Origin of the sequence: Nocardia wallacei, from assembly GCF_029868745.1 — a bacterium.
GTDB lineage: Bacteria > Actinomycetota > Actinomycetes > Mycobacteriales > Mycobacteriaceae > Nocardia > Nocardia wallacei_B.
Window position 1 is genome coordinate 1 of sequence record NZ_JARWOP010000076.1, and the last position, 26,467, is coordinate 26,467.

Sequence of the window (26,467 nt, forward strand, 5' to 3'; positions counted from 1 at the left end):
CCCCCCCCCCCCCCCCCCCCCCCCCCCCCCCCCCCCGACACCGGCACAACCATGGCAAACATCGCGAACAGGACCGTCAGGCAGCGCATGACCCGGGACATTGATGCAGTATCGCACCGTGGCACAGGGAAACTCGCCGAGGCGGGGGCGCGTGTCCGCCGCCCGACCACATCCCCTGGGCAATCGACCAGCACGGCCTGCTCGCGTCAGTAGTCAGCCTCGGTCGTGCGCGTCCTGCAGCACTGCCAGGTCGATCTTCGACATGGTGCGCAGGGCGGCGCCCACAGCTGCGGCGTGGTCCCCGTTCAGCAGCTTCGGCAGCGCCGCGGGTACCACCTGCCAGGACAGGCCGTAGCGGTCGGTCAGCCAGCCGCACGGGCCGGGCGCGCCGCCCTCGGTCAGCGCCGCCCACAGCCGGTCGACCTCGTGCTGAGTGTCGACGACGACCTGGATGGACGCCGCGTCGGACAGCGGGTGGTCCGGTCCGCCGTTCATCAGTGTGACGGCGTGCCCGGCCAGTTCCAGGGCGACGATGAACGCCGACCCGTCGGGGCTGCGGCTGATGTCGGTGATGCGGGAATCCGGCACGGTCGCGGTGTAGAACTCGGCCGCCTGCTCGGCGTCGCGCTCGAACCAGAAGAAGGTGGTGACGCTGGTCATGATGTGCTCCTGTGGGTTGTTCCGACGTGCTGTCACCCTTCGGTCGGAGCCACCCGGACCATTTCGACATACTTCCGCGAAATTTTTTTCCCGGATTCGTCGGTCCCGAGTCAGTCCTCGGCCAACCGATCCAGCGCCGCCTGGCTGGCCTCGTCGGCGGCGCGGTAGATGATCAGCCGTTGATCCGGATCCTGCAACGGCATCAACGCCTCGTACGCCACCGTGACCGGGCCGACGTCGGGATGCACCAGCGTCTTCTGCCCACGCCCGTTCACCCGGACGTCCTGTTTCGCCCACAACAGTTCGAATTCCACACTGCGGGAACGGAATTCCCGGATGAGGTCGGCAAGCACCCGATCGTCCGGATGCGCCGCCCAGGCGGCCCGCAGGTCGGCGATGCCCTCGCGCACCGTGCGTTCGCGGTCGGCGAAGAAGTCGCGCATCCCCGGATGCAACAGGCACATCCACATCGAGTTGCGCTGCGACGGCGGCAGCGTATCGAAATCCAGTAGCAGACGGCTCATCTCGCGGTTCCACGCCAGGATGTCGTAGCGGTGGTTCACCACCATCGCCGGCAGCGGCGACAGGTCGGTCACCAGCAGTTGCAGGGCCGGAGCCGCGGTGGTGGCGGGCTTGCCGTCGTCGGGCTGGCGCTGCCGGGCCAGGTCGAACAGGTAGGCGCGCTCGTCCCCGCCCAGCCGCAGCGCCCGGGCCAGCGCCTCCAGCACCTCCGCCGACGGCCGCAGCCCCCGCCCCTGTTCCAGCCGCACGATGTAGTCGGTGCTGACCCCCGCCAACTCCGCGACATCCTCCCGCCGCAACCCGGGCGTACGCCGGGACCGCCGCGCGGGCAGCCCCACGTCCCGCGGGTCCAGCCGTTCCCGCCGGGCCCGCAAAAACGCCCCAAGCTCCTGTGTCGCATCCACCGTGCCAGTCATCAGGATCGATCCTACGGCCAGCCTAGGACCGGTGTTCCCAGGAAAACCCCCGAACCCGCGCCGGCATCGGTGCTGGGACCGAAAGACCACGAGATCAGCCATGACGGCCCGAGCGCCGGGCCGCTCAGGGCGTCATTCCTCCGAAGTCGCGGACGCGGAAACGGCTTCTACCAGACAATTCAGGGATGGCGAACTTCCCGGCCGGCAATTTCACCATCGCCAACAACGACACCGGCCGGTGCTTACGCGCCCGGCTCGGGAGCAGCACAGACATCAGCGATTCGAAGGAAGGCACGAAGTATCTTCCTCGCCTACGATGTGGGCGGCCCGCTTTCCCTGCGGTTCGGGCTCGCGGCCGAATGTGTGTGTGTTGAACGCCAATTCAGACAACTACGACAAGAAGGTTGCCATGGCTGACGCAAACCAGACATTTTCCGAGATCGACACCGACAACGACGGCTTCATCTCCGTCGCGGAACTGAAGGCCTACCTCGACCGGACACGGAATATCAGCGAGGGCGCCAACGCCCGCTATCACGGTCTGCTCGACGGGAACAAGGACGGCCAGATCAGTCGCGAAGAATTCGAGAAGTCTTCCTTGGCGCGCGGCTAGCACCCGTCGAGACCCACGATGCCCGCACGGTGATCCTCGGCGGTGCGGGCACGGACAATCCGTACGGATCGGACCTGGAAAAGAGGGATCGACATGTCATTGACCAGCGGCGCCTACAGAATCTCCACCGGCAACGGGTGGCTCAGAACTCTTGAAGACTCGAAGACTATCGTCCTGGAACGGACCGACAAGCCGTCTGCGGCTGACGGACAATTCATCTGGTCTCTCAAACCCTTCGACGATTATGAGGGGTTTGCCATCGTGAATCACAACACCGGACACGCCCTTTCCGCTATCGAGAGGGAGGGCGCGCGCGTCGAGGGCGAACCCGAGAGCGCGTCAAAGTTCCGCTGGTCTTTTGACCACATCAGCTCAGACGAATACCAGCTACACGTTCCGAACGACAACCTGTATGCCACCGCGCAACCGGGCGCAGGGGAAGTTGCCCTGCATCCGATGGGGGAGGATTTGGACCAGACCTGGACCCTTCACTGGGTCGGAGATTTCTGAGCACGCAATTCAGCGGTAGCGTGCGCTCGGTCGGTCCCGAGGCCGCTAGCACTGGTTGATGTTTCGTCGTACCGCGCTGGCCGGTTTCGGTCAGCGCGGTACGCGGCGTGCTGGCGTTTGATGTGCCGATGTAGCCGTCTGACGTGACCAGAGCGCCGAGATTGAAACGCTTGACGTAGGCGGCTTCAGCAATCTCATAGACCTGTGAAAAGGGCGGCCGGGTCATGCCAACAGGCTCGCTAACCCAGCGCTTACGCCGATGCCCTGGAGTTGGGTATTGTCGGCGGTCGCGCAGGATGGTTTCGCAGGAATGACGATTCTTGTCGAACTTTGGGGGACTTGTTCTGAACCTTCAGAATGGGGTAGAGGAAACCGCAGGTCAGTGATGGCCGAATCGGGCCGGACTTCGCCGATGTAGTCCGATGTCGATCATGTCCTTCTGAGCGCGAGTCCCAGTGAATACTGGCGGACAAGTACTTTCGCTCGGACTACATCGGTCTCGCCAGCCTAGGACCGGCGCTCCCAGGAAAAACCTTCCCTTACCCCCTGTTCGCGGCCGTCGCAGACTCGATTCCGACGATGGCTACGACACAGGAGGACACCATGTCCCTCACCCTCGACACCTACCGGCTGCTGGGGCGGTCCGGGCTGCGGGTCTCCCCGCTGGCTCTGGGCACGATGACCTTCGGCGCGGATTGGGGCTGGGGCGCCGACCGCGACGATGCGCGCAAGGTGTTCGACCTCTATCTCGAGCGCGGCGGCAACTTCATCGATACCGCCAGCATGTACACCAACGGCAGTTCCGAGCGGCTGCTGGGCGAGTTCACCCGCGACAATCGCGAAAGCCTGGTACTGGCAACGAAATACACGATGCAGCGGCGGCCGGGCGACCCGAATGCCGGTGGTAATCACCGTAAGAGCATGTTCGCCTCCGTGGAAGCCAGTCTGCGGCAGCTGAATACCGACTACATCGATCTGCTGTACCTGCACGCGTGGGACTTCCACACTCCGGTGGACGAAATCCTGCGCGGGATGGACGATCTGGTCCGCCAGGGCAAGGTGCTGTACGTCGCGATCTCCGACGCCCCCGCGTGGCAGGTCTCGCGGATGCAGGCCATCGCCGATCTGCGCGGCTGGTCGCCGCTGGTGGCGCTGCAGGTGGAATACAACCTGATCGAGCGCACCGCCGAACGCGATCTGATCCCGATGGCCCGGGAGATGGGCCTGGGCGTGATTCCGTGGTCACCGCTGGCGAGCGGGGTACTCACCGGCAAGTACAGCCGCGCCGACCTCGACGCCGAGGGCGTGGGCTCCCCCGAAGGCACCCGCAAGAACGTGGCCCTCGCGCAGAACCAGCTCACCGAACGCGGTCTCGCCATCACCGACGTGGTCCGCCAGGTCGCCACCGAACTCGGCCGCACCCCCGCCCAGGTCGCCCTGGCCTGGACCCTGCAGAACCCGGCCGTGACCGCACCCATCATCGGCGCCCGCACCGCCCACCAACTGGAGGACAACCTCGGCGCCCTCGACATCGAATTCGCCCCCACCCACCTCACCCGCCTCGAAGAAGCCAGCGCCATCTCCCTCGGCTTCCCCCACGACATGCTGGCCCGAGACATGACCCGCACCGTCACCACCGGCGGCCTCACCATCGAACCCCGCCGCTGACCCGACACTGCACCCGACCACGGGTGCGCGGTGTGGATCCGGCCAACAGCATGCCGGGATGACGGCCGGACATTGACGAAACAAGGTCGTCGGCGGCGCTGTTCGAGAAGGCCGCCGGGCCACAGGCGACGTGATTCAGGCGGCGGTTCGGGTGAGTTCGCTTGCGGCGGTGCGGTAGCGGTCGGCTAGTAGGCGGACGATGGCGGGGTGGACGCCGATGGGCTCGGCTACGCCGTCTGCGCCGGTGTCGTGAAGGCGTTGGTGGAACAGGCCGTGGGCCAGTAGGTAGGAGGCGATGAAGACGCGGGGGGCGCCGGATTCGCGAAGGGAGGCAACTACTTCGGGGACTCGGGGCTCGCCGGTGGCGATGTAGGCGACTCGCACGGGGGCATCGAGGTCCTGGCCCAGGAGCCGGGCCGCGCGGCGGACGTCGTGGCGGGCTCGGGCGTCGGAGGAACCGGCGGCGGCGAACACCACGGCGTCGCCGGGGCGCCAGCCCGCGGCCCGTAGCCGCATCCGCATGATGCGGGCCAGGGCCGGGTCCGGACCCATCGCCGGGGTCACCGCGACGGACGCGTGCCCGCTCTCCGCGACCTCGCGCGGCACATCCTGATACACGTGGTACCCGGACGCGAGGAAGGCCGGAACCACCACGGCGGGAACGGAATCCAGGTCGCGCAGCACCTCGGCGGGCGAGGGTCCGAGCACGTCCACGAACGCCGTGCGCACCACGGGCGCGGGTTCGAGAGCGCGCACGTCGAACCGCCCGGACTCGCCATCGAGCAAGTCCGGCGCGGGCGCCACCGCGCCCAGCTCCCGCGACACCGCCTCGGCCAAATCGGCGATCATCCGCACGCCGCGCGAACTCCTGGTGCCGTGTGCGACCAGCACCAGGGCCGGACCGCTCACCAGACCCCTGCCATGGGTGCGGGGCCCTGGGGGCGCAGTGAGGGGGCGTAGCCGACCGGCGGGCGCGGGTTGTTGTCGATGCACTCGGCGGGGTCCAGCGCGAGCCGGTAGCCGCGCTTCACGACGGTCTGGATGGCCTTCGGCGTGCCGAGACCCGCGCGTAGTCGGGCGATGCCCGTCTCCACCGCGTGCGTGTCGTCGCCGCCGCCGGGCAGCGCCGCGAGCAGATCCTCGCGCGACACCACCCGTCCGGGCTGCCGCGCCAGGGCGCGCATGAGCGCCATCGGCGCCGGGGCCAGCTGCCGCACCTGGCCGTCGACCACCACGCAGCCACCGCGCACGCTCAGGATGTGACCCGCGGCGTGAATCCGGTTGGCGCGCCGCGGTAATTCCTCGGCCACGTGCCGCGCCAGGGCACCGAGCCGCGCCCGGCCGGGCATGGTGGTGGACACTCCCAGCTCCTCCAGCGGAGCGGCGGTGATCGGCCCGACGCACGCGGGCAGCACCCGGGCGCGGAAGGCGTGCAGCACGGCCTCCAGCAGCCCGGTTTCCTTGGCGCGCATGAGCGTCGAGGCCACCGCCGGGGCGCTGGTGAAGGTCACGCAGTCCAGCGCCGAGGTGACGATGGCCTCGATCATCCGGTCGAGCGGGGTCGGATCCTCCGGCGGAATCCAGCGATACACCGGCACCGGCACGACATCGGCTCCGGCGCAACGCAATACCTCGCAGAAGTCGGGAACCGGCTCCCACTCGGTGGTCGCGCCGTGCAGTTGCACCGCGATGCGCGTACCCTCCACGCCCTCGGCCAGCAGATGATCGAGCACCTCCGCGGAGGACTCCGAGGCCGGCGACCACTCCTCGCGCAGTTCCGCGGCCCGGATGGCGCCCTTGGCCTTCGGGCCGCGGGCCAGCAGGCGGGTGGAGCCCAGCGTCGTGCGCAGATCTTCGGCCAAGCCCCACCCTTCCGCGGCCTCCATCCAGCCACGGAAACCGATACCGGTGGTGGCGACGGTGACCTGCGGCGGATCGGTGACCAACTGCCTGGTCACCCGCTCCAGTTCGTTGTCGTCGGCCAGCGGAATGATCCGGATCGCGGGGGCGGCCACGATGTTCGCCCCGCGCCGGGTCAGCAGGGTGGCCAGCTCGTCGGCGCGCCGCGCGGCGGTGACGCCGATGGTGAAGCCGTCGAGGCAGGCGGCGTTGTTCGGGATATCAACGCTCATGCCGAGTCCTCGGTATAGTCCACCGGCTCGTCGGACACCGCCACGACACCGTCGATCACGCGGACACCGTATACCGGCAGCCCCGTCGAGTCGTCGTCGAGGCAGTGCCCGTCGAGCAGCGAGAAGGCCTGTTTGAGCAGGGGCGACGCCACGACGGGCACACCGCCTCGATCACCGACGATGCCGCGCGACATCACCGCGGCCCGCCCGAACGGATCGATATTGCCGACGGCGTACAGGCTGCCGTCGGGCAGCAGGAACAGGGCGGCCTGACGGCCACCTTTCAGCAACACCGCCACGCCGCGGCCGGGAATCAAATAGTCGAGGCGGCAGGCCGAGGTCCACCCTGCGGTGGTCACCTGAGCAATACCGGGTGTGTCGATCACGGTCATCGGTAACTCTCCTCCGAACGCCCTACCTATTGGTACCGGCGTCCTGTTTCCAGGCGATTACGCGCCTATTTCCCGTGCGTGGCGCTCTCGGCGACAGCGCTGCCGACCGGCACCTCGGGCATACCCAGCAGGACCGGGACCTTGCGCTCGCCGCTGTCGTCGAAGCCGATGGTCGGGTCGCTCTGGTCCGGCGCGTTGACGAAGGACACGAACCGCGACAGCTTCTCCGGGTCCTCCAGCACCGCCGACCACTCGTCCTTGTACCCGGCGACGTGCTGGGCCATGGCCGCCTCCAGCTCGTCCGCGATGCCCAGCGAGTCCTCGCACACGACCTGCTTGACGTGCTCGATGCCACCTTCCAGCGCCTCCTGCCAGGGCGCGGTGCGCTGCAGCCGGTCGGCGGTGCGGATGTAGAACATCAGGTAGCGGTCGATGTATTTGATCAGCGTCTCGTCGTCGAGATCGCCTGCCAGCAGCACCGCGTGCTTGGGCGTGAGGCCGCCGTTGCCGCCGACGTACAGGTTCCACCCGTTCTCGGTGGCGATGACGCCGACGTCCTTGCCGCGCGCCTCGGCGCATTCGCGGGCGCACCCGGACACGGCCAGCTTCAGCTTGTGCGGCGACCGCAGCCCGCGGTACCGCTTCTCCAGCAGCACCGCCATGCCGACCGAATCCTGCTGGCCGTAGCGGCACCAGGTGGACCCGACGCAGCTCTTCACGGTGCGCAGCGACTTGCCGTAGGCGTGCCCGGATTCCATGCCGACATCGACCAGGCGCTGCCAGATCTTCGGCAGTTGCTCGACCCGCGCGCCGAACAGGTCGATGCGCTGACCACCGGTGACCTTCACGTAGAGACCGAAATCCTTGGCGATCTGGCCGATTTCGATCAGCTGCTCGGGCGTGCACTCGCCGCCGGGCATCCGCGGCACCACCGAATAGGTGCCGTTCTTCTGCAGATTCGCGAGGAAGTGATCGTTGGTGTCCTGCAGCGCGGCCTGCTCACCCTCGAGGATGTGGTCGCTCGAGGTGGAGGCCAGGATCGAGGCGACCGTCGGCTTGCAGATGTCGCAGCCGGTTCCCCTGCCGTGCTTGGTGATCAGCTCGGAGAAGGTGCGGATGCCGGTGACCTGGATGATCTCGAACAGCTCCGCGCGCGACTGCTCGAAGTGCTCGCACAGCGCCTTGGACATCTCCACGCCCGACTGCTCCAGCAGCTTCTTGAGCATGGGAACGCAACCGCCGCAGGAGGTTCCGGCCGAGGTGCAGCTCTTGATGCCGGGGATGTCGCAGGCGCCGTCCGCGATGGCGCCGCAGATGGCGCCCTTGGACACGTTGTTGCAGGAGCAGATCTGCGCCTCGTCGGGCAGCGCGTCGGCCCCCAGTTCTGCACCGGCGGGCGAGATCAGGGCCGCGGGCTCGGCGGGTAACTCGCTGCCGACCAGCGGGCGCAGCGCCGCGTACTGTGACGCGTCGCCGACCAGGATGCCGCCGAGCAGGGTCTTGGCGTCATCGGAGAGAACGAGTTTGGCGTAGGTGCCCTTGGCCGCGTCGTGCAGCACGACCGACAGCGCGCCCTCGGTCGTGCCGTGCGCGTCACCGAAGCTGGCCACGTCCACACCGAGCAGCTTCAGCTTGGTGGACAGGTCCGCGCCGGGGAATTCCCCTGCGCCGCCGAGCAATCGGTCCGCCACGATCTCCGCGGTGGTGTAGCCGGGGGCGACCAGGCCGTAGCAGGTCCCCTCCACGGCGGCCACCTCGCCGACGGCGTAGATGTGGGGATCGGAACTGCGCAGCCCGAGGTCGGTGATCACACCGCCGCGCGGCCCGACCTCCAGCCCGGCGTCGCGAGCGATCTGGTCGCGCGGGCGGACACCGGCGGAGAACACCACCAGCGAGGCGTCGATGGTCGACTCGTCCGACAGCGTGACCCGCAGTCCCGCACCGTCTTCCACGGCCTCGATGGCGGAGGTGCCGACACCGGTGTGCACGTGCAGCCCCAGATCGGTGACCAGGCGCTCCAGGATCGCGCCGCCGCCCTCGTCGACCTGCACCGGCATCAGCCGCGGCGCGAACTCGACCACGTGCGGGGTGATACCCATGAGCCGCAACGCATTCGCCGCTTCCAGCCCGAGCAGGCCGCCGCCGACCACGACGCCGACCGCGCCCGGCCCGGCCGCGTCGGCCGCCGCCCGGATGCCGTCGAGGTCCTCGATGGTGCGGTAGACGAAGCATTCGGGGCGGTCGTGGCCGGGCACCGGCGGCACGAAGGCGTACGAGCCGGTCGCGAGAACCAGTGCGTCGTAACCGATCACGTCACCGATGGAGGTGGTGACCTTGCGGGCGCCGCGGTCCACGTTCTCGGCGGAGACGCCCAGCCGCAGATCCACCAGCGCGTCACCGGCGTACTCGTTGCCGGGCAGCGCCAGCGCGGTCGCGTCCCAGGCGCCGACGTAGGACGACAGGCCGACGCGGTCGTACGCCGGGCGCGGTTCCTCGCTGAGGATCACGACCTGCCAGCGGCCGTCGGTGTCGCGCGAGCGCAGGGCCTCGACGAACCGGTGGCCGACCATGCCGTGACCGACGACCACCACGGTCTTGCGCTGCGCGGGTTCCACAGTGGGGTTCATGTCTGTCCTCCGAATGGTTCTGGTCAGGCTCTGGGCCGACGGTTGGTGGACGGGGATCCATTGCCGGACACGGGATTTCCGGATTCGAGTTCGGCCTCGAGCACGAACGTCTCGGCCTCCACCACGACATCGGGCTCGGGGCGCTGCCGCGCACTCGGACGGCGCAGGAACACGGCCCAGCACACCGCGGCGCAGACCAGGTAGAACGCCATGAACACCCAGAAGGCGGTGGTAGCGGACTTGGTGGAGGCGTAGGAGGAGCGCAGCACCAGATTGATGCCGACCCCGCCGAGCGCACCGACCGCGCCGACGAAACCGATCAGCGCGCCCGAGGTGTTCTGCGACCAGGCCGCCCGCGTCGCCGAATCGGCTTGCAGGCTGCGGGATTTGGCGTCGAACACGGACGGGATGATCTTGGTGACCGCGCCGTTGCCGATCCCGGACACCACGAACAGAGCGATGAAGCCGATCACCATCGCGGCCATCACCGCACCGGTGGGCACGTGGTTGTTACCGTCGGCGACCGCACTGGCGACGGCCACCGCGAGCGTCGCGAGCGTCATGGCGCCGAAGCTGTACAGCGTCACCCGGCTGCCGCCGAACCGGTCGGCCCACTTGCCGCCGTAGGGCCGGGTGATCGAGCCGAGCAGCGGGCCGATGAACGCGATCTGCGCGGCGTGCAGCGCCGCCTCGGCGGGCTTGCCGCCCCCGGCGACGAAGCTGACCTGCAGCACCTGCCCGAACGCGAAGCTGTATCCGATGAACGAGCCGAATGTGCCGATGTAGAGGAACGCGATCGCCCACGACTGCGGCACCTTCAGCGCCGTGATCATGTAGGAGTAGTCGGCCTTCTGGTTGCGCACGTTGTCCATGTAGAGCGCCGCGCCGGTGGCCGCGGTGACGATCAGCGCCAGGTACACCAGGCACACGACCGAGGCGTGCCCGTAGGCGCTGCCCAGAGTCGCGATGACGGCCAGGCCGATCAGCTGGATCACCGGGACGCCGACATTGCCGCCGCCCGCGTTGAGGCCCAGCGCCCAGCCCTTGAGCCGCTGCGGGTAGAAGACGTTGATATTGGCCATCGACGAGGCGAAGTTGCCGCCGCCCAATCCCGCGAACGCCCCCACGATCAAGAAGGTCGTGAACGAGGTGCCGGGCTGGTTGATGAAGTACAGCGTCAGCAGCACCGGTACCAGCAGCGCGAGCGCCGAGAAGATGGTCCAGTTCCGGCCACCGAACTTGGCCGTGGCGACCGTGTAGGGAATCCGCAGCACGCCGCCGACCAGCGTCGGAACCGCGCCGAGGAAGAACTTGCCCGCCGTGTCGATGTGGAACAGGTCGGTGGGCATGAACAGCACCATCACCGACCAGATCGACCACACCGAGAACCCGATGTGCTCGGCGAAGACCGACCAGATCAGGTTGCGGCGGGCAATGTTCTTGCCGCCCGCTTCCCAAGCCTCGACGTCCTCGGCATCCCAATGCTCTATGTCGTGACTGCGCGTCAGCGTGCTCACCAAGGGCCTCCTGAATTCCGGGATGGCCCCAAGGTAGGAAACCGGTATTGCGCCGATGCTGCGCGAAATGACCGTCAAATCAACGGTTGCTCACGATTGCCGGGACGAGTTCGTGAGAACCGGGTGAATGTTTCGTGCGTGTGACACAACGGTTTCCGTGCGTCAAAAGAAGCCCACCAAAGGACGAGCGACCGGTGAGATCCACAGCAGCAAGTGTTTTGGCACACACCCACTTGCCGATGGCCACCATCTTGGCTCAGACCTCACCAGTCGGCAAGTTCTACGGTGAATTCGATACTGTCATCCCGGACAGGGACGGCCCGCCGGACTCCGATCTCGGTCGCGGAGTCGATACAGAGATTCACCGGGCTCAGGAACAGCCCATACGCCTCGTGGTGGCGCTCGAAAGCTCGCCGGCCACGCTGCCCCCGCAGGTTCAACCACGCGACCGCGAACGTCGCACTACCGCAATCGCAGTGCCCGCCAAAGCGAACGCCCCAGATGCCAGGTCTGCTGCCACGGCCACGAACCGTACCGCTGTTTGCCTCAGCGAGGGACTCGGACGGAGGTGGATCAGCGCTACGTCCACTGGTTTGCCCGGTCATCGCAAATCTTGCTGCAGCTTGCGGCGCAGGCGTCCCGTGTAGGACGATCAGACACCGTTCTGGATGCTCTGAGCTGTTCGTTTGTGAGGGGGGAAGCGGTGCAGGTCGATCCGGATGCCTTGCGGGCTTGGGCGAAGTGGCTGGATGGGCTGTCGGGCGAAATCAAGGGCCTCGGCGACGGTTTCACTAGTGCCGCCACTGGTGATCCGTTCCCCGGCACTGATCTGAGCGGGAGTGTTTACGCTGCTCGTGACCAGGTCAAATCGTCGCTTACGTCGTTCTCGACCAGACCTGCCGAGATGGCGCAGATCGCCAAGGGAACCGGCGACAAGTACCAGGTCGAAGACACCGCTTTCGCCGATCAACTGCGGGCGATGGGCGGGCTGCAATGACCGGCCGCCCTACTCTTCTCATCTCCCAGGTCGAGAAGTGGAATACCGACGTGCTCAGCACCGACGCGACAGCGTTGGGCGATCTGATGATCAAGGGCGACGGGATGTTGCAATCGATGCTCACCACCCAGGACGATCTGGCCGAGTCCTGGAAAGGCGCTGGTGCGGATGCCGCCGCGACGCGGGTGGTGAACGAGAAGACCGCCGGGAGTCACATCATGGGCCAGATCAACACCCTCAAAGGCGCTTACACCACCCAGCAGACCGCTTTGACCGACGCGAAGAATCTTGTTGTCACCAAACGGAATCTGTTCCAGGACGTGCGGGGGTTCGACGTGAAGGACGACGGCACCGTGACCGCCGATACCAAGATCAAGCAGCTGGAGGGCGCAGGCAAGGATCGCGGCGATGTCACCGCCGCCCGGCTGAATCTGATGTACGAGGCCAGCCAATGCCAGCTGGAGCTGCTATCGGCATTGCAGAATGCGGACAACGCTGCGACCGCCGCGAAGGCACAGATCGACCTCGCCAAGGCCGAACTGGGAAAGGTCACGCTGCTGGAGGCGCCACCGAAGGGGATCCGGGCTATGTACCAAGGTTTGACGCATCCGGAGACAGCCAAACCGTCCGAGCTACCGCCGATCGTAGGCGAGGCCCTGACACTCGAACAGGGCATCCCGCTCACAGTCACCAACCCGGACGGCTCGACCAAGACGGTCACCCCGAATCCGGACGGCACCATGACAGTCTCGACCTCCCTGCAACAACCGGATGGATCCACGCTTACCACGGAGACCACCGGCAACAAGCCACCCGTCACCACCGTGTCGACACCCCACTCCGACGGGTCGGGCATTGTCGACATGACTGTCACCGGCGCGGACGGGAAGCAGCAGCGATACCAGAAGGTGCCGGACGGCAGTGACAAGACGAGTATCTACTCGATGAACGCTGACGGTTCAGAATGGGGGCACGGTCACCGACAAGTACGGGCAGGGCGGTGTCATCGACCGGCAATGGCAGCGCCCGGACGGGTTCCGTGCATTCGAACAGTATGTGCCGGGACCGGATGGTCAGTTGCATCTGGTCGGCACAGCGAATTCCGCTGGGATGCAATCGCAGATGCAGCCGGACGGTACTGTGAATACCAGCTACCCGGACGGTAGGACGGCGATGACGAAACTGTTTCCGGACGGCCGCATAGTGACACAGTTCCCAGACGGTTCGATGCTTCAGTACGATCCGAGCCAAGCACCGCCGAGTACGCCCAAACAGACTATCTGGGACAACGTGAAGTCGTTCACCGGCACAGAATGGAACAGCTTGCACGCATCGACCACGGACACGGTTGTGACGCATCCCCTCGCAACCGGATTCTCAGGTGCGACAGCTGCGGGCGCGGAATGGGCAAAAGCGGGTGGGGCATCGATGGCAGGTCACGCGGGGGCTGCGATGGCAGAGTCTCATATCAACCAGATGCGGGCTCTTCAGATGCTCGACTCCGGTACTCCGGGTGCGGGACATGCGTTCACCGGCGCATTGGATTCCACCACCGATGCCGCGACCAAGGCAGAAATCGGGCAATTGCTCAAGGCGGACAGCAGGGCACTCGCTGGAATTCCACTCGGCGCTGCCGTCAACGCATACGTCAACTGGGATGATTGGAAATATCACGGGAAGCCGGGTGATGAAGCCATCGCGAACGCAGCAGGCGGCACCGCCGGAGGGTGGGCGGGGGCCGCAGCTGGCGCGTGGGTGGGAGCCGCCGTCTGTTCTCCGTTCCCGCTGATCGGACAGGCGTTCTGTGCAGGGGTCGGAGCGGGGTTGCTCGGATTCGGCGTTGGTGCAGGTGGGGCTTGGGCGGCCGAGCAACCATTCAAGTGACCTCATCCATAGGGAGATGCATTGTCCGAGAATCACTCCGGAGCGATGACTACGCCGCTGCTGCCATGGGCAGCCGAGTGGGGTGGGCAACGACCACGTGGAAACCTTGTCTTCGCCACCATTGTCGTACTATTTCTGCTCGTTGTGTCGGTACCATTCGCAATCGGCGCCGCAAAACAAGATGACATGGGTCGGATCATCTTCGGTGCAGCAATGTTCCTCGTTGCGCTGACATCGTTGATCGCTGTCATCCCGATTCTCCGTGTGCGGCGTAAGAGACTTCCACGAGACATAGAAACCTCAGCCGCTGTTAACAATTCTCCCGGAGTCAGGATCTTCTACCTGTCCTCTTGGCGGAGAACTCTCCTACTCTGGCTCACTGCCGGAGCAGTCTTCCTGGTCATCCGAGGATGGCTGTTCTTCAAGCAGCTTTCCGACGGAAGCGAAAGCTCTGCGCGATCCGGGCTATCCGCCGGGGGGCTGGTTATCGTAGTCATCGTGGTCGGGATGATCGCGATTTTAGGAGGGTACCTGTTTTCATCTCGCCATAGCCGTGGGTTCGTGGCGCTTACCACCGACGGGGTCGTGCAGAGGCTGGGGCGCACAGTGAAACGGCTCCCGTGGTCTGAGATCGATGGGGTCTTTCCTGGGGTGCTGAACAATGTCCACATTGTCGAAATCGCGCCTATGCCTGGCCGGAAGGTCGATATGGACTCCGGAAACAGCTGGCTAGACAATCTGCAGCGCGGATCGCTCGAGAGGTCGATCCAGGTTCCGGTGTGGGTGCTGGGAATGGATCCTGCCCTGTTTCTGTATCTTGTTCGTTTCTACTGGCAGCATCCCGAAGCCCGCCGAGAACTGGCATCCGAAGAGGTAGTCGACCGGATGCGAAACGGTGAACTGATGGGTTGAAAGGCAACCGGAAATACTCCGGCGATCAAGAATCCCTGCTGAGCCGATCGCGTCTTTTCGCTGCTTCACGCCCGATGAGATCGCGTGCTGCCTCGCCGTGTACCGCCTGCTCGGACAGCAGAGCGAACATCCGCTCGTACAGCGCGATCTCGCGGGGCTGGGTGATCAACAGCTGGGCGCTCACCGTCTGGGTATCGACGAGCCGGTCGTCGTGTATAGCGAAGCCGTTGATCGCAGGCCCGCCGTAGACTGCCCGCTCCGGCACGATCCCGAGAACCACGCGCGACAACGACATTGCGGTGAGAAGCCTGTCGAGCTGTCCGGCCATGACCGAGTCGTCCCCAGCAGTCGTTCGCAGCGCCTGTTCGGCGATCAGGAACGAGAGCCGATGATCGCCGCGGTAGAGCACCTGCTGGCGTTCGATCCCTGCCACCACGGCCTCGTCCAGATTGCCGGGGGCACCATGGAATTCGATCATCCTGCCGAGAATCCATTCGAGGTATTCCGGAGTCTGGAGCAGACCGGGAACCACGTACAGCTCGTACCATCGAATCAGGCTTGTCTCCCCCTCCGCCTTCGCCAGCATGCGTTGGTGGTGACCGGTACCCGTGCCGAGAACTCTCCAGGACTCCATGTAGGCGGCATCGATATTCCGCAGCGACGCAATCAGATCCGGCAAATGGTCGAGGCTTCCGGTGTGTGTGCACCAAGCCCGGAGGTCGGCATCCGACGGTATCTGTTTGCCGTACTCGATCTTGCTGATCTTCGACTCATGCCACCCTGCGAGTTCCGCCAGTTTGCGGCCCGTCAGCCCGGCATCACGACGAAACTCCCGAAGCCGCGCACCGAGAGAGCTTCTCGTTCCTCGCGGTCCCGCCTCCTTCTCGTATGTCACCTGATGGCCCGCAGACTGGGAAACGGTATGAAAGTCACTGCGACTCGGGTCCTTTCGCCTGCGATGTTGTTCTGTCTCGGTTCCACGCGAGTCAGGCATCTGAGGGTGGTCTCACCATGACGGGTGATCCACCACGCCGCGGCGCTCCAGCCTTCCCCGCCTGGTAGGGGAATGATGTCCAGCGGGCGAAACTCATGCGCGGGGTGGCAGTTTCGACGTCCACGAGGCACATCAGCGCGTGCAGCTGGATCGCGTCGAGGTGGCCCGGCGACGGCACGATCACCGCGTCGACATCGGCGGCGCGGACCTGATCGGTCAGCGGGAGCACGGACGGTTCGGGCCAGTACAGGCGGTAGCCGAGTTGCCGCGCGAGCCTGCGGGCTCTCGCATCGTCCAACTCCGACCACGGACTGATGGTTGGATCAACCCACGCGAACGCGGTCGGATATGCCCTCATTTCCTCTTGCCTATCTGCGCCGGTCGGCAGCAGGGACCCCCACCGCCAGGGCCGGAACCGGGCGGACGACGGCGGCTGGGTATCCATTCGTCCCACATCGCGGCGTGCACCCGATCCCAGAGCGCACCCCACCGCCACGATGTCTGCTCGCGGGCGTCGACGAGATCGGTGCCTGGTGCGAATACCCGACGCTCTCCCGTGTCGTAGTCGTGCGCCTCCACGATCTCGATGTGCCTGTCCCTGTCGTGCTCGTGCACTGGTCTCCACACGGCTCTCCGCGTGCCTACTTCGGTCGTCTCTACCTTCGGTCCGGTCACGTCATCCATATCGGCACCCGGTGCGCGCTACGCGGTTTCGCGCAGCTGCGCGGCCATGTCGTCCATCGCGTCCAGCACCGCTCGCAGGTGCCGGCCGACTGGCTCCGTATCGCCGGATACCGGGTCGTCGCACCCGATCCCGCGTTCGGCGGCCCGTTCGCTCGGCGTGGTCACCGAGGGGGCGATCTTGCCTGCCCGCACCAGTCGATTCAGCGCGGTGTGCTTCCGTGGGCATTCCAGTGCGCGGCATTCGATGTGCTGTTGCATGATCCGAGCCGATTCGGCGAGGTCCAACTCGTAGTCCGGAAACCTGTGCGCCGCAGGGTCACACAATGGCGGAAACGCCCGTGACCACGTTTCACCCGGGCACACGGTTTCGAGGACGAACCGGTCACACACCCGCGCCGGGCGGTGGTCGACCACCTCCAGGTCGTACACGACGATTGCGGCGGCGTGGATGCCGACACCCATAGTGATCGCATAGCCGATCGGGTCCTGGTGCCCTGCCGGTGGGCGCACCGTGTAAACATAGTAATACCCCAGTTCGGCGGCCCGGCGCTGGAGTACGCGACGACGTTCCGGCGCATCCGGCCCGGATATGTCGAACCCAATGGCCTTGGGGCGCTGGATATTTGGCTGTATGGTAGTGGTGACACTCTGACCTTGCTCGTGCGCTTTCACACTCATGTCGGATCTCTTCCGAAGCTGTTGTATAGGTGTGGTTTCCAGGGCAGTCGAACGGGAGCCGGAGAGCCCCACTCGGGACACCCACCCCGGTAGGGCAGGACGCGACGGGGAGGGCGTGCCTGCCGAACGACACCGGGTGTCCAGGTCGAACGAGTTCGGACGATCTACAGCAGAACCTGGTCGGGACCGCCCCTATGGCAACGTATCCGTTTGCCCACGCTCGACTGCCACGCACAGGAAAGCACTTAACCCGCAGGTCAAACACCCTGACGCAGCACACTTTCGAAATTCGCTCGAAACGCCAGGACTGGTCACGCGACCGGCGTTAGTGTTGTCACGCGGCAGGACAAGGTAGCCGCGAAACACAGGACAGGGGGACGGACACAATGACCGAGGACGACGACCGCGAAGACACCCGCAGTTCATTGCCGCGCCGCCAACTGGGCCGACTGCTCAGGGAAGGCCGTCAGGAAGTCGGCATGACCACCGACGCGGCAGCCCGCGCCATGGGGCTCAGCAAGAACTCCGTGAGCCAGCTCGAGTTGGGGCGAGTGCAACGGATCCGGGAACGGGACATCCGCGATTACTGCGACCTCTATGGTATCGAGGGCGAAAAGCGCGAAGCAGCAATGGAACTGGCCCGGCAGAAGCCGGTCCGGTCCTGGCTGCACGGGTACGACGACATCATCTCGTCGAAGTTCAGCCTGTATACCCAGTTGGAGGCTGCCGCCAGCGAGCTCGCAGCCTTCCAACCGCTGACGATCCCCGGCCTGTTGCAAACATCCGACTACGCGACCGCTCTGGATCGCCAGTTCTACACGAACGTAGCGGATATCGAACGCAGCGTCATCCTCCGGATGAAACGGCAACATCTGCTGACCAGGAATCGGAAACCATTGCGGCTCACCGTAATTATCACGGAATCGGTCGTACGCACGGTCGTCGGCAGCCCTGCGGTCATGGCGGCGCAGCTCCGCCACATCGTGGCGATGAGCACCCGCGACAACGTCACCATCCGGCTACTGCCGTACCGGGCCGGAATCCCGCTCGGATACGGAGCTTCGCCGTTCATCGTCTTGACTTTCCCGAAGGACGGGCGCGGCAATCCGATCGAACCGACGACGGTCTACGCCGAGAATTCCCCGACCGGTGACGTCTACCTGGAGCGCCGGGACGACGTTCGACGGTGCCGTGAGGTGTTCCGTAAGCTGCGGGAGGCATCGCTGGATGAAGGCCCTACGCGGGATCTGATACGAGAGGTAGCAAGTTACTATGATCGATTCCGTTGACCTGTCGCAGGCACACTGGCGTAAGTCCAGTTATAGCGGCGGTGGCAAGGAATGCGTGGAGGTCGCCTTCGTGAACGGCGTTGTCGGCGTCCGGGACTCGAAGAACCCGACCGGCCCGGCGCTGATCTTCACCCCGGGCGAGTGGGAAGCTTTCACAGCAGGCGTACAAGATGGAGAGTTCACACGCCTCTCCTGACACCCGCAGCACCTCGAATACCGGATCAACTCGGACTGCGCAACCGAGGACATCCGGCCACAACCCTCGGACAAACTCTTCGGGCCGAGGGTTTGTCGTTGCTCAGCAAGCCGTCCAGGCGGCAATGGGTTGCGTGATACTCCCTGCGTGACCAGCTGGTTTCACTAGCTCGTACCCGGCACGCCCGCACTCGTTCCCGGCACGCCATCGCTCGTTCCGGCACGCTCCTGGCCCGGATCACCAGCTGTCTTCGAGCATCCTCGGCTTGCACGCCTGCCATGCACCCGTCAGGAGCACCAGGACGGCGACGGAAAGAAGAGCGAACGGGGCGCCCCAGCCACCGGTCAGATCGTGCAGCACGCCGAACAGCAGCGGACCCACGCAGGCGACCGTGTAGCCGACGCCCTGGGTGAACCCGGACAGCGCGGCCGAACCGGCCTGGGTGCGGGTGCGCAGATTGATCAGGGTCAGCGCCATCGGGAAGGTGCTCGGCCCCAGCCCCAGCAGCACCACCCACAGCCAGGGCGCCGCCATCGGCGCCGTCAGCAGTCCGCCGAACGCCACGAAAAAGCAGATGGCACAACCGATCACGATCGGGAACGGATTGCGCACCCGCGCGGTCACGCTCGGCGCGGTGAGCGCGGCGACCAGACCGATCATCGAGAAGACACCGACCATGGTGCCGCCGAACGCCGCGGACGCCCCGGCGTCGGAGAAGATCTTGGGCAGCCAGGTGAACATGGCGTAGGTGCTCAGCGAGGTCATACCGAACATCCCGGCCATCCCCCACGCCACCGGCGAGCGCCACACCTTGCCGCCGGCGGGTTGCGTCCCGGTCGGCAGCGCCGTGCGGTCGGCCTGATCGTGCCCGCGGCGCCCGCGCAGCACCCCGAGCCACGGCAGCGCGGCCGCGAATCCCAGCAGCGACCACAGCCCCAGCGACACCCGCCAGCCCGCGGCGTCGGCCACCGGCACCGCGATCAGCGCCGGCATCACCGTGCCCAGCTGCACCATGGTGATGTACAGCGAACTGAGCACCGCGAGATGATCGGCGAAGTATCGCTTGACCAACGGCGGAATCACCACGTTGCCGATGCCCATGCCGGCCAGCGCCAGCGCGGAGAGCGCCAGCAGCTCCCAGGTGTCGGGCACCATCGCGCGGGCGAGCTGGCCGACACCCGCCATCAGCATCGCCACGAGCGCGGTGCGCTCGAGGCCGAGCCGCCGCACGAAGATCGGCGTCAGCACGCCGGCGAAGGCGAACATGGCGGTGGGGATCATCCCGAACACGCCGACGACGGCAGTCGAGTAGCCGATGTCCCCGCCGATGCGCTCGGCCAGCGGAGTGAAGGCGGTGACCGCGAGGCGCAGCGTGAACGCCGACATGAGGATCGCGGCGAGCACCAGCAGCCGCCCCTCGATCAGCGAGCGGCGGCGGACCTCGGTGGTGGTGTGCTCAACGGTTACCGTCACGTAAAAATCATAGGATGATTGGATGATCGGACGCAAAGAATGTGAGCAGGGGTACTCTATGGAGCGTGCAGCCCGTCCGTCGCACCAGCCTCATCGCTCAGGTCACCGAGCAGCTGCGTGCCGAAATCCGTTCCGGCCGTTGGTCCGTCGGCTCCCGCATTCCCACCGAACCGGAGCTGACCGAACTCACCGGCACCGGGCGCAACACCGTTCGTGAGGCCGTACAGGCCCTCGTGCACGCCGGCATGCTCGAACGCCGCCAGGGGTCCGGCACCTACGTGATCGCCACCTCCGATCTCGGTGGCGCCCTTGCCAAGTACTTCGCCGACGCGGTCGAGCGCGACATCCTGGAGCTGCGCCAGGCCCTCGACACCCAGGCCGCCCGGCTGGCGGCGCAGCGCCGCGACGACACCGACATCGCCACTCTGCTGCGGTTGCTGGAAGAACGCCGGCAGGCCTGGGACGAGCACAACCCCGCCGCCGTCGAGGCCGACGTGGAACTGCACCGGGCCATCGTGGTGGCCAGCCACAACGCGGTGTATCTGGAGTTCTACGATTCCCTGCTGCCGGTGATCGAGGACGGAATCCGCAGTCGCACAGCCAAATCCGGCGACTCCTTCCACACCGAGCACGCCGATCTGGTGCACGCCGTGATCGACGGCGACCCCGAGCGCGCGGCGCGGGCGGCCAACTGCTTCCTCGGCTCCCTCATCGCCGAATTCCCGGACAAGTAAACGAGTCGTCACCGCGGGGCAAGTCGGCGGGTGAGCGCGATTTGCCGAGCCCGTCATCTCACGCGACGTGTGCGTAACGCCACATTCGTACGGTGGACGCGACCGCCGGGGGATCCGGATTCACCGCCGGAACTCCCGCGATGAGGGCGGTCACCCCTTCGTGAGAGGAAGCGCCGATGACCACCACCGACGCCGCGGTACGTACCGGTCCGGACCCAGCCACCTTCCAGCACCAGACCCGCGGGCGCTGGCTGGAACATTGGGAACCGGACAACGAAAGCTTTTGGGAGAGCGGCGGAAAGCGGACCGCGCGCAAGAACCTGCTCTACTCGGTCTTCGCCGAGAACCTCGGCTTCAGCGTCTGGGTGCTGTGGGCCAGCGTGGTCACAGCGATGGGTCCGGCGGGCTTCGACTTCCTGGCCGGGCTCGGCAAGGGCGATCCGGTCGCGGTGGGCAATTCGCTCCTGCTGACCTCCACCCCCACGCTGGTCGGCGCCGCGCTGCGGATTCCCTACACCTTCGCCATCCCGCGCTTCGGCGGCCGCGCGTTCACCGTGTTCAGCGCCGGAATGCTGCTGCTGCCGACGCTGGGGCTGGCGTGGTTCGTCAACCAGCCGGACACGCCGTTCTGGGTGTTCATGCTGCTGGCCGCGCTCGCCGGTGTCGGCGGCGGCAACTTCTCCTCGTCGATGGCCAATATCAACTTCTTCTTCCCGGAGGGCAAGAAGGGCGCGGCCCTGGGCATCAACGCCGCCGGCGGCAATCTCGGCGTCGCGCAGACCCAACTGTTCGTGCCCCTGATCATCACCCTCGGCACCCACCTGATGGCCAAGGACGCGGGCGGCTACCGCTTCGGCATCACCCTCGCCACCCTGATGTGGATCCCGTTCATCCTGATCGCGATGGCCGGGGCGCTGCGCTACATGGACTCCATCACCGGGGCCAAGGCCGACGGCCGCTCGTACCGCCTGGCCCTGACCAACCCGCACACCTGGGTGATGGCGGTGCTCTACATCGGCACCTTCGGCTCGTTCATCGGCTTCTCCTTCGCGTTCCCGACGCTGCTCAAGGCCAATTTCCCCGATCTGGCCAAGATCGGCTGGATGAGCACGATCGGCAACCTGGCCTTCCTCGGGGCGCTGGTCGGGTCGATGAGCCGGCCCTTCGGCGGCTGGATCTCCGACAGGCTGACCGGTGGCCGGATCACGCTGTACGTGTTCGCCGGAATGGCGGTGTCGACGGTGTTGATCATGGCCGCGCTGTCGGCGAAAAGCTTTCCGCTGTACCTGATCTCGTTCCTGCTGCTGTTCGTGCTCAGCGGTGTCGGCAACGGTTCCACCTACCGGATGATCCCGTCGATCTTCATCGCCGAATCCAAGCGGCGCGCCAGCGAGGCGGGCGAGGACACCGCGTCGGCGTTGATCTCGGCGAAGCGCCAGGCCGGCGCCGCGATCGGCGTGATCGGCGCGGTGGGCGCCTCCGGCGGCTGGCTGCTGCAGCAGGCACTGCGCCTGTCCAACAACCACTTCGGCAGCATGTCGCCGGCCTTCTGGGCCTACGCGGTGGCCTTCCTCGCGATGGCCGGGCTCACTTGGTGGTGCTATCTGCGGTCGTCGTTCGCGGTCCGCCGGGCGCCGTCACTGGCTTACGCGCGGGTGTAACACTTCGCGCACCAGGACAGATGATCAAGTAAGCGGGTATCGCTTTGTGCCACCGACTGATCCGGCCCTGACCAAGCCGGATCCCCAGGGCACGGTCGCCGTCGTCCCCCCTGCCGTCGGCGTCCGTGCCCGCCCGCTTGTCTGGCCCGTCGAGCTTTTACAGCGCTGTGCGCCAAAGGTTTCCGCTCAGAGCAGCATGCGCGTCATGTCGGCCGTGCGAGCGAGTCCGGGGAAGGCTTCCGGGGTGGAACGCGGATGCAGCGCATGGACCGCGAGCCGGAACATGACCGCCCGCAACACCATTTGCGGCCACTCCGGTAGATCCGACCAGCGGTGCAGCAGCCCGTCGTCGGCGCCGCCCCAGGACAGCGCGTCGACCACGATCACCCCCGCCGCCCACGGCGCGGGCCGCCAATAGGGGGTCAGATCGGTGAGGCCGGGAGTGAACGTCCCCGCGAACAGCACGGTCCCGAACAGGTCGCCGTGCACCAGCTGGGCCGGGGTCTGCACGGGTTTGCGCAGCGTGGCCAGCTGGGTGAGCAACTCCAGGCTCCGCCGCCCGTCGGGTGAGGTGGACGGCAGCATGCCGCCCACCTTCAGGCTGCGGAGCGGGACCGGTTCCCACGCGGCGCGGTCGGCGGCGACGAACACGTCGACGTCCACCCACGGTGCGATCGGCTGCTGGATCAGGAACCGCGGCCGCTCCAGCTTGGCCGTGGCCTGGTGCAGCCGCAGCGACACCGACACCACCTCGTCGTGCCGCGGCTCGGGCGTGCCTTCCAGGAACGTATCCGCGCGCCAGCCCGCCACGACGTAGCGCCCGTCGGTGCCGCGCACCGGCCGGGCCACCCGCAGGCCGTCGACCTGCAGCGTCTCGCGGACCTTGGCCGACCAGGCGGCCCGGGCATGATCCGCCACCGGGGACAGCACCACGTCGCCGCAGCGCCATCCGCCGTCCCAGTCGCCGAGCGCGACCGGCGTCACCTCGCGAAGACCGAACGTGGCCCGAACATGCTCGGGAGGTTCCACAGAAGTCACGGCCGTACCGTACTCCCGGACCGTTGTCCACCCAGGAAGCCGCGCCGAGGTAGCGATCAGCACGAGCTAACCCGCCTCTCCGCGTTGCCAACCCGCCTCTTCGCGTGTCAGACCGCACGGGCCCGCGCCGCGGGACGTCGTGACAGGTCCTGCGCAATTGCCCGGTTACCGCTCGGCCGCACCGGCGAGTTGCCGTCCACATCCGAATTCCGTTGGTACGCAGGGCAAATATACGCGATAACGACCTTTCGTACCGGCCGGTTCTCAGACGCGGGAAACGCGCGGGGCGGGTCAGTAGACGGGGAGCGAGGGATCGATCTGGTTGGCCCAGGCGATGATTCCGCCCTGCAGGTGCACCGCGTCGGAGAAGCCGGCGTTCTTCAGCGCCGCCAGCGCCTCCGCCGAGCGGATGCCCGTCTTGCAGTGCAGCACGATCGGGCGGTTCTGTGGCAGCTCGGCCAGCGCCTCGCCGGACAGGATGCGGTCCTTGGGAATCAGCGTCGCGCCGTCGATGCGCACGATGTCCCACTCCACCGGCTCGCGGACGTCCACGATCGCGACGTCCTTGCCCGCGTCGAGCATGTCCTTCAGCTCCCGCGCGGTGACGGTGGACCCGGCCGCGGCGGCCTGGCCCTCCTCGGACACCACGCCGCAGAAGGCGTCGTAGTCGATCAGCTCGGTGATGGGCTGCCGCTCCGGGTCGCGGCGCAGCTTGATCGTGCGGTAGTTCATGTCCAGTGCGTCGTAGACCATCAGGCGGCCCAGCAGCGTCTCGCCGATCCCGGTGATCAGCTTGATCGCCTCGGTCACCATGATCGAACCGATCGACGCGCACAGCACGCCCAGCACGCCGCCCTCGGCGCAGGAGGGCACCATGCCCGGCGGCGGGGCCTCCGGGTACAGATCGCGGTAGTTGATGCCGCGACCGTCGGGGGCGTCCTCCCAGAACACCGACACCTGGCCCTCGAAGCGGTAGATCGAACCCCACACGTACGGCTTGCCCGCCAGCACCGCGGCGTCGTTGACCAGGTAGCGCGTGGCGAAGTTGTCGGTGCCGTCGACGATCAGGTCGTATTCGGCGAACAACTCGACCGCGTTCTCCGGCTCGAGCCGAATCTTGTGCAGCCGCACGTCGATTCCGGAATTGATCTCCAAAATCGAATCCCGCGCGCTGTCGGCCTTGCTGCGGCCGATATCGGATTCGCCGTGAATGATCTGCCGTTGCAGATTCGACGCGTCCACCTCGTCGAACTCCACGATGCCCAGGGTGCCCACCCCGGCCGCGGCCAGATACAGCAGCGCGGGCGAACCCAGGCCGCCCGCGCCGATCACGAGCACCTTGGCATTCTTCAGTCGTTTCTGACCGTCCACGCCCAGATCCGGAATGATCAGGTGACGGCTGTAGCGGGCGACCTCATCCTTGGTCAGCTCCGCCGCCGGCTCGACCAATGGCGGCAGGGATTGTGGTGATGACACGTCCTGGACTCCTCGAATCGAATTCGCCGATTACACCCGTGCAACACCGCGAATCGGACCGTTCTTCCCCGTCCATCGTGCCGTACCGGCCGTGTCCTCAGCCGCGCGGGTAGGGCCAGGGGTTGAACCGGCATTTCTTGCCGTCCATCGGCACCACGCCCTGCGGATCGAGCGCGGCGATGTCGTTGTTGCGGGTGCCGAAGGTCTGCTGCATCATCACCGGCGCCAGCCCGCCGTCGGTCTCGCACGGCTGATGTTCGTGATAGCCGATGGCGTGCCCGACCTCGTGATTGATCTGGTATTGCCGGTACGAGCCGATGTCGCCCTCGAAGGCCGGCGCCCCGCGCACCCAGCGCACCTCCGACAGCACCACCCGGCCGACATCGGCGTTGTAGCACGAGGAGTCGATGGGAATCTCGAACCCGCACATGGTCTTGGTGGTCTGGCGGGAGGTGAGCGAGATCCGGAAGTCGGGGTTGCCGGTGTCGACGCGACGGAAGCCGAACTTGGGATCGTGGGTCCAGCTCTTGGGATTGGCCAGCGTCGCCTCGACCATCTTGGCGACCGCCTCGTCGCCGCCCAGCGCGGCGGTGTCCACGCCGTCCTCGATCTCGACGGTGTAGCTGAACAGATGCCCCTGGGCCGCCCCGACCTGCGCCGAGGCCCCGCGCACCAGATGCCAGCCGCCCGTGCCGGTCTCGGCGAACGAACCGCCGTCGGGCAGCGCGCCGGAGGCCAGTTCGGTGGAGAACTTGCCGTCGCCGCGGGGCGGTGCGCCGATGATCCCGGCCTTCTCGCTGTGCTGGCTCAGCCGTCCCAGACCCGGGACGCCGGCACCCGCCGGATCTCCAGCCCCCTTGACCGCATCCACGAGCACCAGCACGGTGATCACGACCAGCACCGGAAGCGCGTAGGCCCGCCAGCCGTACGTGGAGACGAACCGGCGGATCGCACTGCGTTTCCCCGTGCCGCGACGGTCGCGCAGGCCCTCGACGGACGGATTCCAGATGGCTCGCAGCGGCTGCCCGGACCGATCGTCGCCGGGCGAAAAGCGGTCCGGGAGTTGACCGCCGCCGTTGCCATGGGAGCCGTCGGTGCTGGTGTAGAGGCCGAGCGGGTCGTAGGCGCCGGCTTGCGGCTCGGTCCCGCGGCCGACGGGGCGCCCGCCGTTACGCGCGGCGGGGGCGGACACAAGGCGGCTCGGATCCCGCCCACCGGTCGATCTGCCCCGTTCGTCGGTCACCGCACCAGAGTCTCACAACCGCCGCGACCGCACGGACCAACCGACTTTCGGTCGTCCGGGGTTGCGATATTTCTCACGGCTGTGCGAGATTGCTCTAGACCACCAGTTACTGGCAGGTTGCCAATAGGTGCCGGGGGGCGCCGTGTACGAA

Annotated in this window: 25 protein-coding genes; 11 read left to right on the forward strand and 14 right to left on the reverse strand. The window is 66.6% G+C overall.

The genetic code is table 11. The features are described 5' to 3' along the window. Window positions 1-213: 213 nt before the first annotated feature. Together QH470_RS05105 and QH470_RS05110 are read right to left on the reverse strand one after the other, a co-directional pair. Window positions 214-660: a VOC family protein gene (locus QH470_RS05105; protein ID WP_280271090.1), complete on the reverse strand. Its 447-nt coding sequence runs from the start codon at window positions 658-660 to the stop codon at window positions 214-216. Window positions 661-770: 110 nt separating this feature from the next. Further along, on the reverse strand, window positions 771-1,598 hold the full coding sequence (locus QH470_RS05110; protein ID WP_280271091.1) for a helix-turn-helix transcriptional regulator: 828 nt from the start codon (window positions 1,596-1,598) through the stop codon (window positions 771-773). Window positions 1,599-2,007: 409 nt separating this feature from the next. On the opposite strand from QH470_RS05110, the gene QH470_RS05115 reads away from it, so the two are divergent. The 3 genes from QH470_RS05115 (at window position 2,008) to QH470_RS05125 (ending at window position 4,389) form a co-directional block, all read left to right on the forward strand. After that, complete coding sequence (locus tag QH470_RS05115; RefSeq protein WP_280271092.1) at window positions 2,008-2,211, forward strand: EF-hand domain-containing protein; 204 nt, start codon at window positions 2,008-2,010, stop codon at window positions 2,209-2,211. Between the two features lie 93 nt (window positions 2,212-2,304). Beyond that, on the forward strand, window positions 2,305-2,721 hold the full coding sequence (locus QH470_RS05120) for a hypothetical protein (protein WP_280271093.1): 417 nt from the start codon (window positions 2,305-2,307) through the stop codon (window positions 2,719-2,721). A 579-nt stretch (window positions 2,722-3,300) separates the two neighbouring features. Then, the gene (locus QH470_RS05125) at window positions 3,301-4,389 is read left to right on the forward strand and encodes an aldo/keto reductase (protein WP_425302606.1); all 1,089 of its coding nucleotides are present in this window, start codon (window positions 3,301-3,303) and stop codon (window positions 4,387-4,389) included. A gap of 135 nt (window positions 4,390-4,524) precedes the next feature. Here the strand turns inward: QH470_RS05125 and QH470_RS05130 are convergent, their stop codons facing one another. The 5 genes from QH470_RS05130 to QH470_RS05150 all read right to left on the reverse strand — a co-directional run bounded on the left by QH470_RS05130 (window position 4,525) and on the right by QH470_RS05150 (window position 11,057). After that, on the reverse strand, window positions 4,525-5,298 hold the full coding sequence (locus QH470_RS05130; RefSeq protein ID WP_280271094.1) for a sirohydrochlorin chelatase: 774 nt from the start codon (window positions 5,296-5,298) through the stop codon (window positions 4,525-4,527). Next, window positions 5,295-6,521 carry a uroporphyrinogen-III synthase gene (locus QH470_RS05135; RefSeq protein ID WP_280271095.1) on the reverse strand — a complete coding sequence of 409 codons (1,227 nt, stop codon included), beginning with the start codon at window positions 6,519-6,521 and terminating at the stop codon, window positions 5,295-5,297. The genes QH470_RS05130 and QH470_RS05135 overlap by 4 nt, the downstream gene beginning before the upstream one ends. Next, a complete protein-coding gene (gene nirD / locus QH470_RS05140) occupies window positions 6,518-6,913 on the reverse strand; it encodes a nitrite reductase small subunit NirD (RefSeq protein ID WP_280271096.1) in 396 nt (131 codons plus the stop codon). The genes QH470_RS05135 and nirD overlap by 4 nt, the downstream gene beginning before the upstream one ends. 65 nt (window positions 6,914-6,978) lie before the next feature. Then, the gene (nirB, locus tag QH470_RS05145; RefSeq protein ID WP_280271097.1) at window positions 6,979-9,540 is read right to left on the reverse strand and encodes a nitrite reductase large subunit NirB; all 2,562 of its coding nucleotides are present in this window, start codon (window positions 9,538-9,540) and stop codon (window positions 6,979-6,981) included. A 23-nt stretch (window positions 9,541-9,563) separates the two neighbouring features. Then, the gene (locus QH470_RS05150; RefSeq protein WP_280271098.1) at window positions 9,564-11,057 is read right to left on the reverse strand and encodes a nitrate/nitrite transporter; all 1,494 of its coding nucleotides are present in this window, start codon (window positions 11,055-11,057) and stop codon (window positions 9,564-9,566) included. Window positions 11,058-11,625: 568 nt separating this feature from the next. On the opposite strand from QH470_RS05150, the gene QH470_RS05155 reads away from it, so the two are divergent. From QH470_RS05155 to QH470_RS05170, 4 genes are read left to right on the forward strand one after another with little or no spacing between them, the layout of a single operon-like run. Next, window positions 11,626-12,054 (forward strand): hypothetical protein, encoded by a 429-nt coding sequence (locus QH470_RS05155; protein WP_280271099.1) that lies wholly within the window; start codon window positions 11,626-11,628, stop codon window positions 12,052-12,054. Window positions 12,055-12,104: 50 nt separating this feature from the next. Then, the gene (locus QH470_RS05160) at window positions 12,105-13,220 is read left to right on the forward strand and encodes a hypothetical protein (protein WP_280271100.1); all 1,116 of its coding nucleotides are present in this window, start codon (window positions 12,105-12,107) and stop codon (window positions 13,218-13,220) included. A gap of 7 nt (window positions 13,221-13,227) precedes the next feature. Next, complete coding sequence (locus tag QH470_RS05165) at window positions 13,228-13,938, forward strand: hypothetical protein (protein ID WP_280271101.1); 711 nt, start codon at window positions 13,228-13,230, stop codon at window positions 13,936-13,938. 45 nt (window positions 13,939-13,983) lie between these two features. Then, window positions 13,984-14,850, forward strand: a complete 867-nt coding sequence (locus QH470_RS05170) for a hypothetical protein (protein ID WP_280271102.1) — start codon at window positions 13,984-13,986, stop codon at window positions 14,848-14,850. A gap of 25 nt (window positions 14,851-14,875) precedes the next feature. Here QH470_RS05170 and QH470_RS05175 read toward each other — a convergent pair whose 3' ends face one another. From QH470_RS05175 to QH470_RS05185, 3 genes are all read right to left on the reverse strand, one after another. Then, complete coding sequence (locus QH470_RS05175; RefSeq protein WP_280271103.1) at window positions 14,876-15,844, reverse strand: helix-turn-helix domain-containing protein; 969 nt, start codon at window positions 15,842-15,844, stop codon at window positions 14,876-14,878. Then, window positions 15,837-16,142 (reverse strand): hypothetical protein, encoded by a 306-nt coding sequence (locus QH470_RS05180; RefSeq protein WP_280271104.1) that lies wholly within the window; start codon window positions 16,140-16,142, stop codon window positions 15,837-15,839. The genes QH470_RS05175 and QH470_RS05180 overlap by 8 nt, the downstream gene beginning before the upstream one ends. A 404-nt stretch (window positions 16,143-16,546) precedes the next feature. Beyond that, on the reverse strand, window positions 16,547-17,278 hold the full coding sequence (locus QH470_RS05185; protein WP_280271105.1) for a hypothetical protein: 732 nt from the start codon (window positions 17,276-17,278) through the stop codon (window positions 16,547-16,549). A gap of 314 nt (window positions 17,279-17,592) precedes the next feature. On the opposite strand from QH470_RS05185, the gene QH470_RS05190 reads away from it, so the two are divergent. Together QH470_RS05190 and QH470_RS05195 are read left to right on the forward strand one after the other, a co-directional pair. Beyond that, window positions 17,593-18,495 carry a helix-turn-helix domain-containing protein gene (locus tag QH470_RS05190; RefSeq protein ID WP_280271106.1) on the forward strand — a complete coding sequence of 301 codons (903 nt, stop codon included), beginning with the start codon at window positions 17,593-17,595 and terminating at the stop codon, window positions 18,493-18,495. Continuing rightward, window positions 18,479-18,691 carry a DUF397 domain-containing protein gene (locus QH470_RS05195; RefSeq protein ID WP_280271107.1) on the forward strand — a complete coding sequence of 71 codons (213 nt, stop codon included), beginning with the start codon at window positions 18,479-18,481 and terminating at the stop codon, window positions 18,689-18,691. Before QH470_RS05190 ends, QH470_RS05195 begins: the two co-directional genes overlap by 17 nt. A 237-nt stretch (window positions 18,692-18,928) precedes the next feature. On the opposite strand, the gene QH470_RS05200 is transcribed toward QH470_RS05195, so the two are convergent. Beyond that, entirely contained in the window at window positions 18,929-20,164 is a 1,236-nt protein-coding gene (locus QH470_RS05200; RefSeq protein ID WP_425302608.1) for a CynX/NimT family MFS transporter, read from the reverse strand. Window positions 20,165-20,229: 65 nt separating this feature from the next. On the opposite strand from QH470_RS05200, the gene QH470_RS05205 reads away from it, so the two are divergent. Continuing rightward, on the forward strand, window positions 20,230-20,898 hold the full coding sequence (locus QH470_RS05205; protein ID WP_280271108.1) for a FadR/GntR family transcriptional regulator: 669 nt from the start codon (window positions 20,230-20,232) through the stop codon (window positions 20,896-20,898). A 176-nt stretch (window positions 20,899-21,074) separates the two neighbouring features. Further along, window positions 21,075-22,559 carry an MFS transporter gene (locus QH470_RS05210; RefSeq protein ID WP_280271109.1) on the forward strand — a complete coding sequence of 495 codons (1,485 nt, stop codon included), beginning with the start codon at window positions 21,075-21,077 and terminating at the stop codon, window positions 22,557-22,559. 186 nt (window positions 22,560-22,745) lie between these two features. On the opposite strand, the gene QH470_RS05215 is transcribed toward QH470_RS05210, so the two are convergent. The 3 genes from QH470_RS05215 to QH470_RS05225 form a co-directional block, all read right to left on the reverse strand. Further along, window positions 22,746-23,597 carry a TIGR02569 family protein gene (locus tag QH470_RS05215; RefSeq protein ID WP_280271110.1) on the reverse strand — a complete coding sequence of 284 codons (852 nt, stop codon included), beginning with the start codon at window positions 23,595-23,597 and terminating at the stop codon, window positions 22,746-22,748. Between the two features lie 291 nt (window positions 23,598-23,888). Further along, complete coding sequence (gene moeZ / locus QH470_RS05220) at window positions 23,889-25,073, reverse strand: adenylyltransferase/sulfurtransferase MoeZ (protein ID WP_280271111.1); 1,185 nt, start codon at window positions 25,071-25,073, stop codon at window positions 23,889-23,891. 97 nt (window positions 25,074-25,170) lie between these two features. After that, entirely contained in the window at window positions 25,171-26,316 is a 1,146-nt protein-coding gene (locus QH470_RS05225; protein ID WP_400179671.1) for a DUF3152 domain-containing protein, read from the reverse strand. Window positions 26,317-26,467 lie beyond the last annotated feature (151 nt).